The sequence below is a fragment of the Nitrospina sp. 32_T5 genome (assembly GCF_052156635.1).
In the GTDB taxonomy this organism is placed as follows: Bacteria; Nitrospinota; Nitrospinia; order Nitrospinales; family Nitrospinaceae; genus Nitrospina.
Genome location: NZ_JBQKUO010000001.1, coordinates 821,475 through 838,386, shown reverse-complemented (window position 1 = coordinate 838,386; position 16,912 = coordinate 821,475). Strand labels below are relative to the sequence as shown.

13 protein-coding genes, 1 pseudogene and 1 riboswitch are annotated in these 16,912 nt (G+C 55.8%); of the genes and pseudogenes, 9 read left to right on the top strand and 5 right to left on the bottom strand.

Features of this window, described 5'->3' with window-relative positions; genetic code table 11:
- Positions 1 to 26 precede the first annotated feature (26 nt).
- Positions 27 to 2,729, top strand: a complete 2,703-nt coding sequence (locus tag ACTRW9_RS03890; protein WP_442428368.1) for an ATP-binding protein — start codon at positions 27 to 29, stop codon at positions 2,727 to 2,729.
- Positions 2,730 to 2,867: 138 nt separating this feature from the next.
- On the opposite strand, the gene ACTRW9_RS03885 is transcribed toward ACTRW9_RS03890, so the two are convergent.
- Entirely contained in the window at positions 2,868 to 3,815 is a 948-nt protein-coding gene (locus ACTRW9_RS03885; RefSeq protein WP_442426824.1) for a MerR family transcriptional regulator, read from the bottom strand.
- 318 nt (positions 3,816 to 4,133) lie between these two features.
- Here ACTRW9_RS03885 and ACTRW9_RS03880 point away from each other — a divergent pair, with 318 nt between their 5' ends.
- From ACTRW9_RS03880 to ACTRW9_RS03850, 7 genes are all read left to right on the top strand, one after another.
- Positions 4,134 to 5,210 carry an SUMF1/EgtB/PvdO family nonheme iron enzyme gene (locus ACTRW9_RS03880; protein ID WP_442428367.1) on the top strand — a complete coding sequence of 359 codons (1,077 nt, stop codon included), beginning with the start codon at positions 4,134 to 4,136 and terminating at the stop codon, positions 5,208 to 5,210.
- A gap of 127 nt (positions 5,211 to 5,337) precedes the next feature.
- Positions 5,338 to 5,754, top strand: a complete 417-nt coding sequence (locus tag ACTRW9_RS03875) for a hypothetical protein (RefSeq protein WP_442428366.1) — start codon at positions 5,338 to 5,340, stop codon at positions 5,752 to 5,754.
- Positions 5,751 to 6,614 (top strand): formylglycine-generating enzyme family protein, encoded by an 864-nt coding sequence (locus ACTRW9_RS03870; protein ID WP_442428365.1) that lies wholly within the window; start codon positions 5,751 to 5,753, stop codon positions 6,612 to 6,614. Before ACTRW9_RS03875 ends, ACTRW9_RS03870 begins: the two co-directional genes overlap by 4 nt.
- Complete coding sequence (locus ACTRW9_RS03865) at positions 6,611 to 6,994, top strand: hypothetical protein (protein WP_442428364.1); 384 nt, start codon at positions 6,611 to 6,613, stop codon at positions 6,992 to 6,994. Before ACTRW9_RS03870 ends, ACTRW9_RS03865 begins: the two co-directional genes overlap by 4 nt.
- 40 nt (positions 6,995 to 7,034) lie before the next feature.
- Positions 7,035 to 7,499: a hypothetical protein gene (locus ACTRW9_RS03860; RefSeq protein ID WP_442428363.1), complete on the top strand. Its 465-nt coding sequence runs from the start codon at positions 7,035 to 7,037 to the stop codon at positions 7,497 to 7,499.
- Positions 7,492 to 7,911 (top strand): sensor histidine kinase, encoded by a 420-nt coding sequence (locus tag ACTRW9_RS03855; protein ID WP_442428362.1) that lies wholly within the window; start codon positions 7,492 to 7,494, stop codon positions 7,909 to 7,911. The genes ACTRW9_RS03860 and ACTRW9_RS03855 overlap by 8 nt, the downstream gene beginning before the upstream one ends.
- A 380-nt stretch (positions 7,912 to 8,291) precedes the next feature.
- On the top strand, positions 8,292 to 10,964 hold the full coding sequence (locus ACTRW9_RS03850) for an ATP-binding protein (protein WP_442428361.1): 2,673 nt from the start codon (positions 8,292 to 8,294) through the stop codon (positions 10,962 to 10,964).
- 96 nt (positions 10,965 to 11,060) lie between these two features.
- Here the strand turns inward: ACTRW9_RS03850 and thiC are convergent, their stop codons facing one another.
- The 4 genes and pseudogenes from thiC to thiS all read right to left on the bottom strand — a co-directional run.
- Positions 11,061 to 12,974 (bottom strand): phosphomethylpyrimidine synthase ThiC, encoded by a 1,914-nt coding sequence (gene thiC, locus ACTRW9_RS03845; protein WP_442428360.1) that lies wholly within the window; start codon positions 12,972 to 12,974, stop codon positions 11,061 to 11,063.
- Entirely contained in the window at positions 12,974 to 13,657 is a 684-nt protein-coding gene (gene thiE / locus ACTRW9_RS03840) for a thiamine phosphate synthase (protein WP_442426815.1), read from the bottom strand. The genes thiC and thiE overlap by 1 nt, the downstream gene beginning before the upstream one ends.
- Before the next feature lie 22 nt (positions 13,658 to 13,679).
- The gene (locus ACTRW9_RS03835; RefSeq protein WP_442426814.1) at positions 13,680 to 14,477 is read right to left on the bottom strand and encodes a thiazole synthase; all 798 of its coding nucleotides are present in this window, start codon (positions 14,475 to 14,477) and stop codon (positions 13,680 to 13,682) included.
- A 30-nt stretch (positions 14,478 to 14,507) separates the two neighbouring features.
- A pseudogene (thiS, locus tag ACTRW9_RS03830) lies at positions 14,508 to 14,729 on the bottom strand (sulfur carrier protein ThiS); the annotation flags it as partial.
- Between the two features lie 94 nt (positions 14,730 to 14,823).
- Positions 14,824 to 14,928, bottom strand: a riboswitch (TPP riboswitch).
- 121 nt (positions 14,929 to 15,049) lie between these two features.
- Here thiS and ACTRW9_RS03825 point away from each other — a divergent pair.
- Positions 15,050 to 16,897: a tetratricopeptide repeat protein gene (locus tag ACTRW9_RS03825; RefSeq protein WP_442428359.1), complete on the top strand. Its 1,848-nt coding sequence runs from the start codon at positions 15,050 to 15,052 to the stop codon at positions 16,895 to 16,897.
- The last annotated feature ends 15 nt before the right edge of the window (positions 16,898 to 16,912 follow it).

Here is a 16,912-nt window from a genome sequence, read left to right as displayed (position 1 = left end):
GCACCGCCCTCTGGGGGGAGGCGTGTATGAAACTGGGGCAAAAACTCATTCTGTTTATTTTTTTGATGGGTCTCGGCATCGGAGTGGTCGGGTATTTTCTGTTCAATCATTCCCAGGAGGCCTTCAAAGAGCAAATCGGCACCGAGTCGTACAACCTCACCCGCAATTCCATGGAGATCCTGGAGAAACTCCTGAGGATGCGTATTGAAGCGGTTCAGGAGCTGGCCAGCGACCGACAGATTCTGAAAGACATCGAGCAGTCCAACCGGTTTTTTCAAAAGATGGACAATCGCCAGACGTTCATCGAGGAAATCGATCGCGCCTGGGCCAGGTGGGAGCGGCATTCCTTCATCGACCAGGTGGTGGATAACGCCCTTTCCTACACCCTGTTTCTTAAAATCCGGTTCTTCTGGAAGAAAAACGGTCACCGGGTATTCAATGAGATGATGGCGGTCAACCGCTTTGGTACGGTTGTCGCCGCCTGGCCCAACCCAGAGGATTATTACCAGGCCGATGAGGAATGGTATAAAAACGGCCTGAATACTCCCAAGGTCTGGCTGGATGAAGTGCATTTCGATGAAAGCACCCATCGGGAGACCCTCCCTGTCATCGCCAAAATCCCCAATCTGGCCTACACCCTGGGTTACAAATCGGAAGGCCTGCTCAAGGCGGGGATCGATCTCGAGGAAATCCGGAAAAACCTCGACCATATCCAGCAGGATTCCCAGTACAAAAGTTTTCAATACTACCTGGTAGACGAAAGGGGCCACCTGATTTTAAGCGGCCTCAACAGTTCCGACGTCGCTTCGGATAACAACCAGGATAACCGGTTGTCTTTTGGAACGGACCTGTCGGAATGGGAACCGGTCAAGCGGGTGCTGGGCGGTGAAAAGGGGGGATACCTTTACGAAAACACCAGCCAGAAACGGGAACTGGTCGGTTATGTTCACTCCCTGGGTTACCTCGGGGTCGACGGCCTCGACTGGGCTCTTGTTCTGAAGCTCGATACCGAGGAAGTCCTGGCTCCGTTGTTCGAACTCAAGCAATTTTTGCACTGGATGTTCGGCAGCAGCGTGCTGGTGTTTCTGGTTCTCGGTGCGTTTTTTGTCCGATCCATCACCCGGCCGGTTTCCGACCTGATGCAACGAACGCGGGAACTGGGTGACGGCAACTGGAATGTGAAGGTTGCCATGGATACCCGGGACGAGATCGGTGAATTGTCCCGGTCCGTGCAGGACATGGCCGAGCGCATCCGCGATCATGCGGTCGAACTGGAGAACCGGGTGAGTGAGAGGACCCAGGAACTGAATGCGGCCAAGGAGAGCGCGGAACAGGCCAGCCGGGCCAAGAGCACCTTTATATCCAACATGAGCCACGAAATCCGCACCCCGCTTAACGCCATTCTGGGTTACGCCCAGATTCTGCGACGTGTCAAAACCCTGGACCAGGCGCAGATGGATAAAATGCAGGGCATTTACCGTTCCGGCAATCATCTGCTGGTTTTGCTTAACGACATTCTTGATATCTCCAAGATCGAAGCGGACAAACTGAAATTTGTCGAGCAGGATTTCAACCTGAGTGACCTGATAATCGACCTGAAGCAAATCTTCCAGCTGCAGTGCAATGAGAAGGATCTGGAGCTGATTATCCAGGGCATTGATCTTGAAAAAAGGATTCTGGTGCGTGGCGATCAGGGCAGGCTGCGCCAGGTGTTGGTGAATCTGTTGGGCAATGCGGTCAAGTTCACGGACGAGGGCCAAATCGTGTGGCAGGTCCTGGCAATGCCAAACCAGCAATTTTATTTCGAAGTGGCGGATACGGGGCCCGGCATCCCGCCGGAAAAACAGGAAATGATTTTCGATCCCTTTGAGCAGGATGAATCCCTGTCGCGGGGGGGTACCGGGTTGGGACTGTCGATCAGCAAGCGTTTGATCGCGCTGATGAGTGGAGAACTGAAAATGGATTCCAGGCCGGGCGAAGGGTCGCGATTCTTCTTTACCATCACCCTGCCTCCTGCGGAGAGTGCCGTGCCCTACAAGGACCACCGTTTGAAATGGGTGACCCGTCTCGCCGACGGCTTCGATGTCAAGGCCCTGGTGGTGGACGACAACGAATCCAACATCGAGATCCTGGTGGACATGCTCCAACCTCTGGGCATCGACGCCCGGCCCGCGGACAGCGGCGCCGAGGCCCTGCGTCTGCTGGATATCTGGCAACCGGATATCGTTTTAATGGATTACCGCATGCCCAAGATGAACGGCGTGGAAGCTTCCCTGCAGATCCTGGAACGATTCGGCAAGGATACAATAAAAATCGTCATCGTCACCGCCTCCCCGTTTGCGGCGTTGAGCAAGATGTGCTTCGAAGGCGGCATCCACGGCGTGCTGAAAAAACCCGTGGAACGCGATGAACTGTTGGCGATGTTGAAGGACCAGTTGAATGTGGAATACATCTACGAAGACCCCACCCAGAAACAGGACGCCGAGCGAAGCCGGGAGAAAAAGATCGATCCCTTGACCCTCGGCATACCGGACACCCTGTTCGAGAAAATCAATCAGAGCGCCCGGTTGGGCATTCTTTCGCAGCTGGAGGTTCATCTGGATGAACTGGAGCATTTGAATGCGGAGGCGGCCGTGTGGGCCCACAAGCTCAAGGAATACGCCCGCCATTTTGAAATCAAAAAAATCCGGGACGAGCTGAGTAAAGTGACCACGTCGAATGGTCCGTAACGATTTTTCCGGCCCCCCGGCCGCTTGCAGTCTTTCCGGCTTCTGGAAGCAAAAAACCCGCCCGCACCTGGCAATCGGTGCAGGCGGGTTTTTCTTTATTTGAGGTGTTGAATGTTGGCAGGCGGGCTTTGCTGCTTTCTATTTGGATTTCTCCGTATCGGTTTTGATGGTGGGAGGGTGAAGAAACTGGGCGATGCGCTTCAGCCGGCTTTCCAGGTGATCCATGTCGTCAAGCACGTCAATGCCCACCTCCTCGAAACGGTGGCGCGAGGTTTTCATGGCCTGCCCGCCGGCCCACATGGGGCAGAGTGGCAGGACCTCTTCCTGGTATTGCCGTGCCAGGGATTTGGCCTCGCCATCACTCAACTGGTTGCTTGCAGACAGCAGGACGAGGTTGGGATGCACCAGCGTGCAGAAGGCGGCCAGTTCCTTCACCGGCAGCTGGGCGCCGAGGTAATGCGGGTGACAGCCGTGCAGGGCGCACAGGTAAGCCGCGGTCTGGGCACCCATTTCGTGAAGTTCCTCAGGCGGGCAGACGATCACGATCTTCGGCCCGTCCTCGCCGGTTCGAAGGTGATTGAGCACCGCCATGAACTTCTGGCGCACCTGCTGGGTGACAAAATGCTCCACGCCCACCCCCACGGTACCGTCCGCCCACATGTCACCCACCCGGTGCTGTAATGGAATGAGGATTTTGAAGAACACCTCTTCGAAGGGAAGCAGGGCCACCGCTTCGTTGAAGCGGCGGTCGAACTGTTGCCGCTGAAACGGGGCCAGGCTGGCAACCAGGTCATCCAGAATGCGGTCATGGGCGGCACTGGACCGTTCCCGGTTCTTCTTCTGCGCCGCACGCATGCGGCGTAACAATTCCGGCCGACCCGCCGCCGCGAGCTCCCCGATGCTGTACCCCTGCCCGAGCTGCTCGTTGAGGTAGATCAGCAAATCCACGTCTTCCTGATCGTAAGCCCGGTACCGGTTTTCCCCCCGTTTGGGCTCCAGGATACCGAACCGCTTTTCCCAGGAACGGATGACGTGCTTGGAAAGTCCTGTCAATTTAGCAACATGATCGATTCGAAAGCTGTTCATAACCATAAATATAATAGTGATTTCTAAAGTTTGTCAAATTTTTTTTGAATTTATATTTGACAAACTTTAATTTAGAGCCTATCTTTAGACAAAGATTAGATAAAGGATAGATGGTAGTAAGTTCCGGCGTAAAACCTTGAAAGCCTTATAAGGATAAAGGTCGTGCTTAATTCATTAGGAAAAATACCTATAAATGGTAGGAAAAATTCTAATAATAAGTGGTCCCGTACCCTGAAGGTAACTACATTGCTTATAGGCGTGATGCTTGCAAAGCGCTATCCCATAAATAACCCCAAAACACATTTAAAGGAGGCGGCTATGAACGGTGAAAGAACGCTCAAGTTGGGTTTGACATGCATGGCGGTGGCAGTGGCGGTCACGGGATTCGTCGGACTCGTGACTCCGGAAACATCCCGCGCGCAAGAGTCGATGCAGATTCCGACGGGTATGGTGATGGTTCCGGGCGGTCCGTTTGTAATGGGGGTGGACCGGGAGCCGCACTCCCCGAAGCCCAATATGTCCGCGGCGCAGAAATTGAAATACCGGGTTTCCCGTGAAGCGTTTCACGATGAAGGTCCGGCGCACCAGGTGATCCTCGATCCTTACTATCTCGACAAGTATGAAGTGTCGAACCGCCAGTACGCCGATTTCCTGAAAGCCACCGGCCACCCGGCTCCGGCCTACTGGGATGACCACAAGCGGAACAAGCCGGACCAGCCGGTGAGCGGCGTGAACTGGCATGACGCAGACACTTTCTGCCGCTGGTCGAACAAGCGCCTGCCCACGGAAGCGGAGTGGGAAAACGCCGCCCGCGGGCCGGAAGGCTTCAAGTACCCCTGGGGCAACGATTTGGATGCCAGCAAAGCCAACTTCGGTCGCAAAAAAGAATTCACCGCCAATGTGGACCACTATCCGGAAGGCAAAAGCCCTTACGGTGCGTACAACATGGCGGGCAACGTGTTTGAGTGGGTGGCGGACTGGTACGACCCGCACTACTACAAAAGCAAAAATAACATGATGAATCCGAGTGGTCCGGTCGAAGCTGTCATGCTGGGTTCCACGGGCACCTATGTCGACCGCCTGACCACGGGTAAAAAGAAAGTCATCCGCGGTGGTTCCTGGTACGCCCCGGCGGAAAGCACCACCACCACGCACCGGTTCTGGAACGACCCGATGAACAACAGCTACGGCGTGGGACTCGGTTTCCGCTGTGCCCGGTCGGTGGAAACGGAAGGGGTGATGCAGGCTCGCACGTTCTACATGGAAGCGCTGATCCATATGGGTGCTGAGAAATACGGGGAGGCCATGCAATCCATCAGCAGGGCGATCAAGCTGGATCCGCAGAACGAGGAGTACCGGACCCTGGAAGGCATGATCAAAAAGCAGGTCAATTGAGCATTCCGGGTGAAGGATATACGGGTTCCAATCTCCCTCTTCGCAAACCCTCCCCTTCGTAAGTTCCCTTGCGGAGACGGGGGGTTGGAACATCCTTCAAACTTTTGTCAATCAAGGGGGCTGCGTCATGAAATACGAAATTAAAAATGAAACAGAGGCGACCCGCACCCGTGATTTCATCCTGCTGGTTTCCTGGATGATTCTGGGGATCACTTTAGTGGCAGTGGTGTCGTCCTCAGCAGAAACAACGCGCCAGGACCCGGTGGGTGCCGGCAATCCCTGGTCGAGCAAGCAAATCATTGAAGCCAGGAACGCGGTGGAGTTCGCCTGGGAGGTGTATCACCACGCGGCTTTGGGGGGGACTCTGGCCTCACCCACTGTCCAAACCCAACTGGAAAGCAAGCTGCACCAATGCCGTCAACTTCTGGCCGAAGCCTACACGGCGGCCGAAAACCGGGACTGGAACCAGGTCGATAAACTTCATACGCAAATATTAACCCTCAGCCACCACGTCGTGGAGGCCAGCCAGGAACCCAAACAATGAATCCGGTACGCAACAGACAAAAGGTGACGCCCGTGATTCAAAAATGGCGGGCGGTTTTGATCTGGGCAATGTGCCTGTTTGGAACGGGCCTGTCGCCTGCCAATGCGGGGCAGGTGGAACCCAGCCGGGACCCGGTAAAAATGGTCTGGGTTGAGGAAGGAACGTTTTTGATGGGCAACGTCGATGGTTCAGGTCGCGACGACGAGCGGCCTCAGCGCGAGGTGTTCGTGGACGGTTTTTACATCGATTCGGTGGAAGTGACCAACACCCGTTACCTCGCTTATATAAAATCCACCCACCGCAAGGAACCGACCAATCCGTATGGAGACGGACCCCTTTCCGCTGAAAAGGGCATCGGTGATCGGCCCGTGGTGCAGATCACCTGGTACGACGCGGTGGACTATTGTCTCTGGGCGGGAAAGCGGTTGCCGACGGAAGCGGAGTGGGAAAAAGCGGCACGCGGAACCGATGGCCGCATGTTCCCCTGGGGCGGGGACCCGTGGTTGCAGAATGCCGCCAACTTCGCCCGCAACTGGGAGGATCGCAACACCCTGTGGCCGGTGGGATCTCAACCGCAAAACGTTTCTCCGTACGGCGTGCTGGACATGGCGGGCAACGTCCGCGAATGGGTGAGCGACTGGTATGCACCGGATTTCTACCGGTGGGGACCCGCCCGCAATCCAACGGGTCCGGAGCGCGGCATTCTTAAAGTCATTCGGGGCGGCTCCTGGCACAGCTTTGCGGCAGACATCCGCACGGCAGCGCGGGGCAAGGGCGGATTTGCGTTGAAGACCGACGGCATCGGGTTCCGTTGCGCACGGAGTATGAACGAAATGGAAATGAAGGAAGCCAGACCATGAAGATTTTATGCATCGGGCCAAACCAACAACAGGCAATGCTCCTTGAGCAATATCTGAAACTGGGTAGTTTCGGGAAACGGCTGAACTTTTATCACGCCAACACCATGAGGGAGGTGGTGGTTTCCATTTTGAATGAGCAATTCGACCTGATTGTGATCGACCCGGATTTTCCCAACCTGGGAGGCATGGGTCTGATCAAGGTTCTGGACGAAAACATATCAAACACCCCGATTGTGGCCATTCATCTGGATTCCAACAATTCATGCCGGAAGGAGTGCGCCATGGTGTGCCTGGAGTACGGCGCCCAGTGGCATTTCAACCGCGTCTCGGAACTGGAGCAGGTGATTGAATGGATGAGCACAGCCGGACAAACGAATTGAAGCCTGTCTGAAATTTTGGGAAGGGGAGCCCATTGTGAAGATGAGGGTCGAAAACCAGGAATCCGGCATGAGCCGGGAACTGAATTCCACCTCCGGTGTGGAACGGGGTGTTGTGGCAATGAGAATTCTGATTCTGGATCAGAAGCAGGAATACGGAGCTTTGCTGGGGGACCTGCTGGAACTGTCCTGCGTCTCTGAGGATGTGCAAATATTTCACGCACAAACGCTGGAGGAAGCGATTTTTTCCATCTCTTCCTTGAACATCTACTTCGTTGTGGTGCAACCGGAAGCATCTCACACCCAGGAGATGCGCCTCATCAAAGTCATAAAAAATCACAAACCGGCCATTCATGTGCTGGCCGTTCACATGAGTGCGGACAATCCGTGCTTCCCCGGATGCCGGGCCCGCTGCCTGCTGGATGGTGCCACCTGGCATTTTGAATCGCCAAGGGAAGTAAATGAGGTCATACGGGTCATCAAGTTTTGCGTTCACTTTAATGTTTGATAGTCAGGGATCAAGGCAAGCCGGACTGGTCCGGGAACTGGAAAACGTTTTTAATGAGGAGTGCAGCAAAAAAGGGCTGAGCTTTGGGGTGGAAGGGGTTCCCGAAGGTGCCCTGATTCCGGTTCATGGCGACAACGTCAAGCTGCGACAGGTGTTGACCAGCCTTTTGGATAACGCCATCAAATTCACGGACAGGGGTCAAATCATCAATGGAAAAATAATCGATCTGCTAAAGAGAGTTGAGAATTCCGATCAGGCGATGAATCTGTCCTGGGTGAGAATCCGGTTTCCGTTGCGCACGGAGTGTGAACGAAAGAGAAATGAAAGAGGCAAAACAAGGCGGCATCCCTGGCTGGCCGCCCGCCCCCCCTTTCCCTCATATCCGTTTACCGTAAAAGGGCAAACGCTGTAACGGACTCCAAAGAGTTGCTTGGATTGAGGGACATTAGAGCCACCCCGACCCTTTCCCGATAAGGTTAAAATTCCAAAATTGTCAACAAAAGGCATTGGTTTTGGGTCAAAGCCACTTATACTAAAAAAGTTACTCATAAGAAAAATGAAGAGCATTCCGGGAAAATATTTTGGTATCTCAATGAGAATTACAGGAACTCTTTGCTGCTGGATTGCAGGTTGGAGACGAAATTATTCCAAGAGCGTTTTTCGCCCAGGCGCGCGACAATCGGTGCAAGGTATGAAATGAATACCTGTAAGGGGAACCCAAATCCATAATGGTTCGAACCAATAATATTTTCGAATTCAAAACTGACCCTTTGCATCGTGGGGAGGGACACAATGAAAATCAAAAATGTTTTGGTTTTGGTTGTGGTCATTTTCATTGTATTCATCGGCCTTTTCGGCGCGCTGTCCCTCGATCAATTCAAAAAATTCTATATTGATCAAACCGGGCAAAATGTTGAACTTTTGAGCCAGGAAATCCTCGAGCAAATCGAGGAACTGCTCGATCTTCAGGTTCAAAAACTCCAGACCCTGGCCAGCAATCCCATCCTGGTCGAGCATGCAAAAGCTTCCAATAAGCGATTCAACCCTCCCAATGGAAACGCACTGATCGAAGAGGTTTCCGATTCCTGGAACGGTCGGCAGTTGCACCCCCATATCGGCCGGGTTCTGGACAACAAGGCTTCCGACCTGATCTTTCACTTCATCCGGTTTCCCTGGCGGATTTCCGGACACCGCGTTTTCGATTCCATCACCGCCATCAATAACCAGGGTGTTGTTTTTGCCGGGTGGCCCAAACCGGACAAGTTTGTTTTCTCCCAGGAAGAATGGTTCCAGACCAGCCAAAACTATGGGTACCTGATCAAACCGAAAGTGAGTAATGGGTCCAGCCAGGTCCAATCCCTGTCCGTCATCGTCAAAACCCCCTTCCGGTTGAAGCGCAGACTGGGGCAGGAGTTTGGAATGCTCAATGCGGAAATCATGGTGAGCGAGCTGGGACAAAACCTGGCGAGGGAACTGAGATCGCATTCGTATAAAAGAATAGATTTTCTGTTAACTTTCGGCCGGGACCTGGTGATGAGTTCCGGTCAAAAAGGACCCGCTGGTTTCCAGGAAATTCCAGTGGGGGATCACCTTGATATCCTGAGAGCCGAGGAGGGAACACTCGAAACCCTGCAACATGGTTACCAGGCCAATCTGGATGACCATGTTTTGAGAAGTTTTGCGTTGCGCAAACTGGAAAATGATTTTGGTGACATGAGGCTGCTGCTCGTCTTCGATATCGATGAAATCATGGCTCCCTATTATCAATTAAAAAAGGGCCTCCTGGCGACCATCGGAATTGCGGGTCTCCTGCTGGTTGTAATCAGCTTTTTTCTGTTCCGTTCGATCACGAACCCGATTAAAAAACTGCTGGCGGGAGTGGAAGCCTTTCGGCAGGGAAAATGGAAGAAGGCGGACTTTGCCCTCGATACGAAGAGTGAGCTGGGAGAACTGGCTTACGGGTTCCAGGGCATGGCGGACGAAATTTCAAACTACACCGCCAACCTTGAACAAATGGTGGACGAGCGGACCCGGAGTTTTCTCGAAGCCAAGGAACACGCCGAAAAAGCCAACCGGGCCAAAAGCATATTTTTATCTTCCATGAGCCACGAAATCCGGACTCCGCTGAACGCCATCATGGGCTACACCCAGATCCTGAAACAGGATTCCCAATTGGACTCGGTCCAAAAGGAGAAAATATCCAACATTTTCCGGGCCGGCAACCACCTTCTGGGTTTGATCAACGACGTTCTGGACATTTCCAGGATCGAGTCCGGCAAGCACATGGTCAGCGAAGAAGAGTTCAACCTGGCCAACCTGATCGGGGACCTCACCATCATGACCAAGTGGAAATGCGATCAGAAAGACCTGACCTTCGTCGTGGAATTTGACGAGACCCCGGAAAATTCGCTGGTGACAGGCGATGTCAACAAACTGCGCCAGGTTCTGATCAACCTGCTGGGCAACGCGGTCAAGTTCACGGAAAAGGGCCGGATTATCTTCCGGGTCAAAACCCGGGACCACGATGGTTTCTATTTCGAAGTTTCGGATACAGGGGTGGGAGTTTCTGAAGATATGAAGGAATCCATTTTCGAACCATTTTCCCAGGAAGAGATTGGGCTGAAAAAGGGAGGAACCGGTCTGGGGTTGACCATCAGCCAGCGCCTGGTCGAAATACTGGGAGGGAAACTGGAGATGGAAAGCCGGCCCGGGGAAGGGTCCAGGTTTTACTTCACGCTCACCCTGCCACGCCTGGGTGAGGAAGGATCGGAAAGCAGCACCGAATTCCTGGAACGGGTCAAGGGGCTGGCCCCGGGCGAGCACGTCAAGGCTTTGATTGTGGAAGACACCGACACCTGCGCCAAGGTCCTGTCCGAACTCCTTTCCGGAATCGGGTCGGATGTCAAGGTGGTCAAAAGCGGCAAAGGTGCGCTGGAATTACTCCAGTCAATGAAGCCGGACATCATCTTTCTGGATTATTTCATGCCGGAATTGAATGGTTTGGATGTGTTTGAAAAAATCCTGGCAAACCCCGTTTTGAAAGACATCAAGGTGGTCATGGTCACCACGGCTGCCTTCAGTCACAATCATGAAAAGTTTATGGAAAAAGGGGTTCATGATGTGATTATAAAACCTATAAAGCGGGAAAAAATTTTCGAGGTCTTAAAGAGGCTTCTGGGAGTGGGCTTCGAATTCAAAACGGATGAAGAGTTGGAACAGGCCAACCCCGAGTCCATGTCCATCGATTTCGAAAAAATTTACATCGAGGAATCGGTTTTCACTCCACTCGACCGTTCCGTCAGGCTGGGAATCGTTTCGGAAATTGAAACGAATTTGACCAGGATGGAAACCCTGGGAAGCGAGGCCTCCAAGCTGGCGAAAAAGTGGAGAACGCTTGCCAGAAAATTCAATTTCAAGCAAATAAAAGAAGATATGGAAAAGATCTCGGTAGTCATTGGCCGCTGACCACCCCGGGGTCACCGCTTGTACCGGAAGCACCGCCACCGATGAACCCCTTCAGCTTCTCCCTCTCGGAAGGAGAGGCTGAAGGGGTTTTTTATTTTACATCTGGTGGTAGATTTCCGCGCCCTTCTTCTTGAAGGTCTCGGACATGTCTTCCATGCCCTTCTCCAGCGCCTTCTCTTCCTCCACGCCCTGCTGGGCGGCGTAGTCGCGCACGTCCTGCGTGATCTTCATCGAACAGAACTGCGGCCCGCACATCGAGCAGAAGTGCGCCAGCTTGTGGCCTTCCGCCGGAAGCGTCGCGTCGTGGTACTTGAGCGCCGTTTCCGGATCGAGCGACAGGTTGAACTGGTCGGCCCAGCGGAACTCGAAGCGTGCCTTGCTGAGCGCGTCGTCGCGCACCCGGGCGCCCGGATGCCCCTTGGCGATGTCCGCCGCGTGCGCGGAGATCTTGTAGGTGATGACGCCCTGCTTCACGTCGTCGCGGTCGGGCAGGCCGAGGTGTTCCTTCGGCGTCACGTAACACAGCATGGCGCAACCGAACCAGCCGATCATGGCGGCGCCGATGCCGCTGGTGAAGTGGTCGTAGCCCGGCGCGATGTCCGTGGTCAGCGGCCCCAGCGTGTAGAACGGCGCTTCCTTGCACTCCTTCAACTGCTTGTCCATGTTCTCCTTGATGAGGTGCATGGGCACGTGGCCCGGTCCCTCGATCATGGTCTGCACCTCGTGCTTCCACGCGATCTCGGTCAGCTCGCCCAGCGTTTCCAGCTCGCCGAACTGCGCCGCGTCGTTGGCGTCCGCCCCAGACCCCGGCCGCAGGCCGTCGCCCAGCGAGAAGCTCACGTCGTACGCCTTCATGATTTCGCAGATGTCCTCGAAGTGCGTGTAGAGGAAGTTTTCCTTGTGATGCGCGAGGCACCACTTGGCCATGATGGAGCCGCCGCGCGACACGATGCCGGTGACGCGTTTCGCCGTCCACGGCACGTAGCGCAGAAGAACGCCGGCGTGGATGGTGAAGTAATCGACGCCCTGCTCCGCCTGCTCGATCAAGGTGTCGCGGAAGATCTCCCACGTCAGCTCCTCCGCCTTGCCGTCGACCTTCTCCAATGCCTGGTAGATGGGCACGGTGCCGATGGGCACGGCGCTGTTGCGGATGATCCACTCGCGCGTCTCGTGGATGTTCTTGCCGGTGGACAGGTCCATGACCGTGTCACTGCCCCAGCGCGTCGCCCACACCATCTTCTCGACTTCCTCCTCGATGGACGAAGCGATCGCCGAGTTGCCGATGTTGGCGTTGATCTTCACCAGGAAGTTGCGGCCGATGATCATCGGCTCGATCTCCGGATGGTTGATGTTGACCGGGATGATGGCCCGGCCCCGCGCCACTTCGTCGCGCACGAACTCCGGGGTGATGACGTCCGGGATGGCCGCGCCCCAGCTGTTGCCCTTCAGCCGGCCTTCGCGCTCGGCGTCCTCGATGAGCTGACGACGCTTGGCGTTTTCGCGGATGGCAATGTATTCCATCTCCGGGGTGATGATGCCTTTCTTGGCGTAGTGCATCTGGCTCACGTTGCGGCCCGGCTTGGCGCGGTACACTTTGCGTCCGGCACGCTCAAAGCGTTCGATGTCCTGCATCTGGTCTTCGGATTTGTAGCCGTTGTCTTCCGGGCGGAGGGAGCGGCCCTCGTAGGCCTCCACGTCGCCGCGGTCGAGAATCCATTTCTCCCGCAGCGGGGCGAGGCCCTTGCGCACGTCGATCTGCACATCCGGGTCGGTGTAGGGCCCGGAGGTGTCGTAGAGCAGGATCGGCTCGTTCGGCTCTTCCCTCGGCTGGCCGGGCTGCGGGTTGTGGATGGCGGTGGGCGACAGGGTCACTTCCCGAAACGGCACGCGGAGGTCCGGAAACAGTTTGCCGGATTCGTACACCTTTCGGCTGTTCGGGGAAATGGGGTCCCGCGTGATGATCAGTTCTTCCTTCTGGGCCGAGCCGGAAGGGCGCTTGGGCATATTCATCAGAACTCTCCTTTGATGGCTTGCATGTATTGCAAAGATGCGTCTTCGATATGTGTGCTGTTCCAGATCCCGCGAATGAGGGCGACGCCGTGGGCGCCGTTCCGCATGACTTCCGGGATGCGTTCCAGGTTGATTCCTCCCAAAGCCAGGACGGGAATCTTCATCCCTCCGGCAATTTCTTTCAACGCCCCCACTCCCTGCGGCGCGCCGTACTCCCGTTTCGACGGCGTGTCGTAGATGGGACTGAAGGTGATGTAGTCCGCTCCGGCTTCTTGCGCCTGCCGGGCCGCCTCCCACGAATGTGTGGAGACGCCGACCAAGAGGTGCGGGTAACGCCCCTTCACCTCGTTTGCAGGCAGGCCGGCTTCCGGCAGGTGCACGCCGTCGGCATCGACCATCAACGCCACGTCCACCCGGTCGTTGATGTAAAGCCGCGCGCCATAGTGCGCCGTCAGTTGCCGGAGCACCAGGGCCAGTGAAAACAGGTCGGGCAGCGGCAAATCCTTTTCTCGCAGTTGCAGGTCGCGCACGCCGCCTTTCAATGCGGCCTCGACCGTATCGAGGTGCCGGTCGCGCGGAAACTCTTTCAGGTCCGTGATCAACAGCAACCGCAACTGGTCTTCTTTCACTTCCGCCACGTCTTTTATGAGCCGCGTTTTCATCGGCTGATCTTCGCCGGTCATGGTGCCTCCGGGCGCAAGCCGGTCACACGTCGATCAATCCGTCGAGCGGGCTGCTCGCCGTGGCATACAGTTTTTTCGGGATGCGCCCGGCTTCGTACGCCAGCCGTCCGCACTCCACGCCCAGCCGCATGGCTTTGGCCATCTTGAGCGGGTCCTTCGCCTGCGCGATGGCGGTGTTCATCAGCAGGCCGTCCACGCCCAGCTCCATGGCGCGCGCCGCGTCGGAGGCGGTGCCGACGCCGGCGTCGATGATGACCGGAACTTTCACCGCTTCCAGGATCAGTTTCACGTTGTAGGGATTGCGGATGCCGAGACCGGAACCGATGGGGGCGGCCAGCGGCATGACCGCGGCGCATCCGGCGTCTTCCAGCTTCTTGCACAGCACCACGTCGTCCATGCAGTAGGGAAGGACGGTGAAGCCGTCCTTGACCAGAAGCTTGCACGCCTCCAGCGTGGCTTCGTTGTCCGGGAACAGGGTTTTCTCGTCGCCGATGACCTCGACCTTGACGAAGTCGCCCAGTCCCGCCTCGCGCGCCAGCTGGCAGGTCATCACCGCCTCCTTCACGTTGAAGCACCCGGCCGTGTTGGGAAGGAGCTGGTATTTTTCCGGGTCGATGTAGTTGAGGATCGATTCCTTCGTCTTGTCCAGTTCTATGCGGCGGACCGCGACGGTGATCATCTCCGCGCCGGACAGTTCGAGCGCCTGCTTGTTCATCTCGAACGACGGGTACTTGCCCGTGCCGACGATGAGGCGCGAATTGAACACCTTGTCGCCGATTTTGAGTTGGTTCGTTCCGGATTCAGTGGCTGTGGTTGTCATAATGATATTTTCTCAACAATGCGTTGCGGGTTATCGGGTACGAGGGAGAAAGGGTCGCGCCCCGCCTCCCACGGCGTGAACGATTTCGATCTTGTCGCCTTCCTTGAGCCGGGTTTCGGCATAACGGGAACGCGGAATGACTTCCAGGTTGATGGCCACGGCGATGTGCGGCGCGTTGATGTCCAGCTCTTTCAGCAATTCTTGCACGTTTCCGCTGGAATCGGTCTGCCTTTCCTCGCCGTTGATGACCAGCCGCATTTTCCGTTACCTCGATTTCATTAAAAAGGATGGCCAAACAAAAAAAGCCGCACCCTCGTCGAAGAGAAGGGTACAGCTTAATGACGATTCATTATGATGAGTGCCTTCCCTTCGCTGGCATTACCCAGATCAGGTTCAGAGGGTTGCTCTTTAAGAGCTCTCAGTTCTGACGAGAACACCCCCGGCAAAATTTCATCCAGATTACTGAAAATAAAATCTAAGTCAAGAGTTATTGACCTTTCCGAAAAAAAGGTTATTCTTTTAGGATGTTCCCTTTAAATAACAAATACATATGGGCCCTCACGGGGCTCCTGATGCTGTGGGTCGCGGCCTGCGCGCCGAAACGCCTGACGCCGCATTACGAGACTCCGCCCCCCGACCTCAAGGTCGAGGACAACCGGCTGTATTACAAAGCACTGGATGCGCAGAACCGGGGCCGCCTGAAGGAGGCGGAGGAGTTGTGGCAGGTGTTTCTGAAACGCTACCCCGATTCGGTTCACGGCCACAACAACCTGGGCCGCGTCTATTATCTTGAAGACAAGCTGACGCAGGCCACACAGCAGTTCGAGCAGGGCCTGGCGCTGGAGCCGGCCGATCCGCGCCTGCGCCAGAACCTGGCCGACGCCCTGAAGCTCCAGGCCAACCTCCTGTATGAGGACAAGCGTTTCGACGCCACCATCCAGAAACTCGACCGCCTGCGCGAAATCTCCCCGCAGGAGGAACAGCAGGGCATCCAGATCCGCATCGAAAAGGTGGAGGACAAGATCTACGAACAGGTGCGGAAGGTGGACACCCCCGAGAGCTACCGCGATTTTCTCCAGAAGTACCCGGAAGGCATCAACGCCCAGCGCGCCCGCCAGCGGTTGAAGGAACTGGACGGCGGTGTGGAATCGTCCGGCCTGTCGTCACTCATCCCCGGTATGCCCGACCTGTTCGGCACGGAGTCGGAGTCCATGGAAATGCCCATGGGTTCCAAGACTCCCCCCGTCACGCCGGAAACGGTGACCCCCCAACCCGAGGTGAAGCCGAAAGAGATGGCCACTTTCAAGGACCCGTTTACGGAAGAAACCCTGCCGGAGGTTCCCGTGAGTGGCAAGATAACACCTGGAAAAAAGGGAATGATCGAGGAAGAGCCTGTCGCGCCGTCCGGTGATTCCTTCTTCGACACCGAGAATTTCGGCAAGGCGGGGGTGCAGAAGCCGCTACAGGAGAAACCGGAATCGACGGAAGTGGCGAAGACGGAACCTGAAAGCCCGCTTCAGAAAAAAAAGGTGAAGCCGTATGGCTCGGAGGTCACCGACGAGGCGCTGGATGATTTTTTAAAGAGTCTCGACGATCAGGATATCCAGGTTCAGCCATCGGCGCCCAAGCCTGAGGCGGTGGAGCCGATGGACCAGACCAGCGAGGTGCCGCTGGTGCCGGAATCCGGGGAAATTCCGGTGACGCAGCTGACCGAGCCCGTGGAAATGCCCGAAAGCGTGCCGCCCTCCAGCAGCAATGTGCCGTCGCTTCAAACCGAGGTGCAGGACGTGCCCGAAGAGCTGGAGATGATCGCCCCTTTTGAGGCGTTGGCCAAGCAGGAGCCGAAGAAAATGGTCCCGGACAAAACCAAAAAGGTACCCCTGCCCAAACCCAAACCACCCGTTCAGGTAACGGAGAAAAAGAAAAGCGGCCCCGGCGAACTGCCGGTGATTTCCTCTGTTGAAGTGGAAAACCAGGCGCTCCCGCAGACCGCCACCCTCGACAACATGAAGCCCACCCCTCCCCAGACACTGAAAAAAAAACCTGACCCGGTTCCAGGCAAACTCTCCGCTTCCAAAGAAAAATCTCCGGCCAGGAAAAAAACCGAAGCCGAAAACGAAAAGCTGGCCAAAAAAGAACCTGCGCCCCCGGCTGAAAAAGTCATGGTGGAGGTGGACGTTGAGCCCGGCACTTACCTGAACGTGCGCTCCAGGCCCTCGGTGGAAAACGGCAAGTTGATCGGCAAACTCAAAGACGGGGACACCGTGCCGCTGGTCAGGGAAACCACGCTGTGGTTCCAGGTGGAGTACCAGAAAGGCAAGCAGGGGTGGATCAGCCGCACCTACTCACACAAGCTGTCCAGCCTTCCGCCGGGCGAACTCATGAATTACAACGACGCTCCCTCGACCGTTGCATCCTGAGCGGTGTCCTAGTAC

Coding starts and splice junctions, on each gene's coding strand:
- ACTRW9_RS03890 (WP_442428368.1), top strand. CDS start 27: ATGAAACTGGGGCAAAAACTCATTCTGTTTATTTTTTTGATGGGTCTC.
- thiE (WP_442426815.1), bottom strand. CDS start 13,657: ATGACCGGCGAAGATCAGCCGATGAAAACGCGGCTCATAAAAGACGTG.
- ACTRW9_RS03835 (WP_442426814.1), bottom strand. CDS start 14,477: ATGACAACCACAGCCACTGAATCCGGAACGAACCAACTCAAAATCGGC.
- ACTRW9_RS03865 (WP_442428364.1), top strand. CDS start 6,611: ATGAAGATTTTATGCATCGGGCCAAACCAACAACAGGCAATGCTCCTT.
- ACTRW9_RS03875 (WP_442428366.1), top strand. CDS start 5,338: ATGAAATACGAAATTAAAAATGAAACAGAGGCGACCCGCACCCGTGAT.
- ACTRW9_RS03855 (WP_442428362.1), top strand. CDS start 7,492: ATGTTTGATAGTCAGGGATCAAGGCAAGCCGGACTGGTCCGGGAACTG.
- ACTRW9_RS03880 (WP_442428367.1), top strand. CDS start 4,134: ATGAACGGTGAAAGAACGCTCAAGTTGGGTTTGACATGCATGGCGGTG.
- thiC (WP_442428360.1), bottom strand. CDS start 12,974: ATGAATATGCCCAAGCGCCCTTCCGGCTCGGCCCAGAAGGAAGAACTG.
- ACTRW9_RS03885 (WP_442426824.1), bottom strand. CDS start 3,815: ATGAACAGCTTTCGAATCGATCATGTTGCTAAATTGACAGGACTTTCC.
- ACTRW9_RS03850 (WP_442428361.1), top strand. CDS start 8,292: ATGAAAATCAAAAATGTTTTGGTTTTGGTTGTGGTCATTTTCATTGTA.
- ACTRW9_RS03825 (WP_442428359.1), top strand. CDS start 15,050: ATGCTGTGGGTCGCGGCCTGCGCGCCGAAACGCCTGACGCCGCATTAC.
- ACTRW9_RS03860 (WP_442428363.1), top strand. CDS start 7,035: ATGAGGGTCGAAAACCAGGAATCCGGCATGAGCCGGGAACTGAATTCC.
- ACTRW9_RS03870 (WP_442428365.1), top strand. CDS start 5,751: ATGAATCCGGTACGCAACAGACAAAAGGTGACGCCCGTGATTCAAAAA.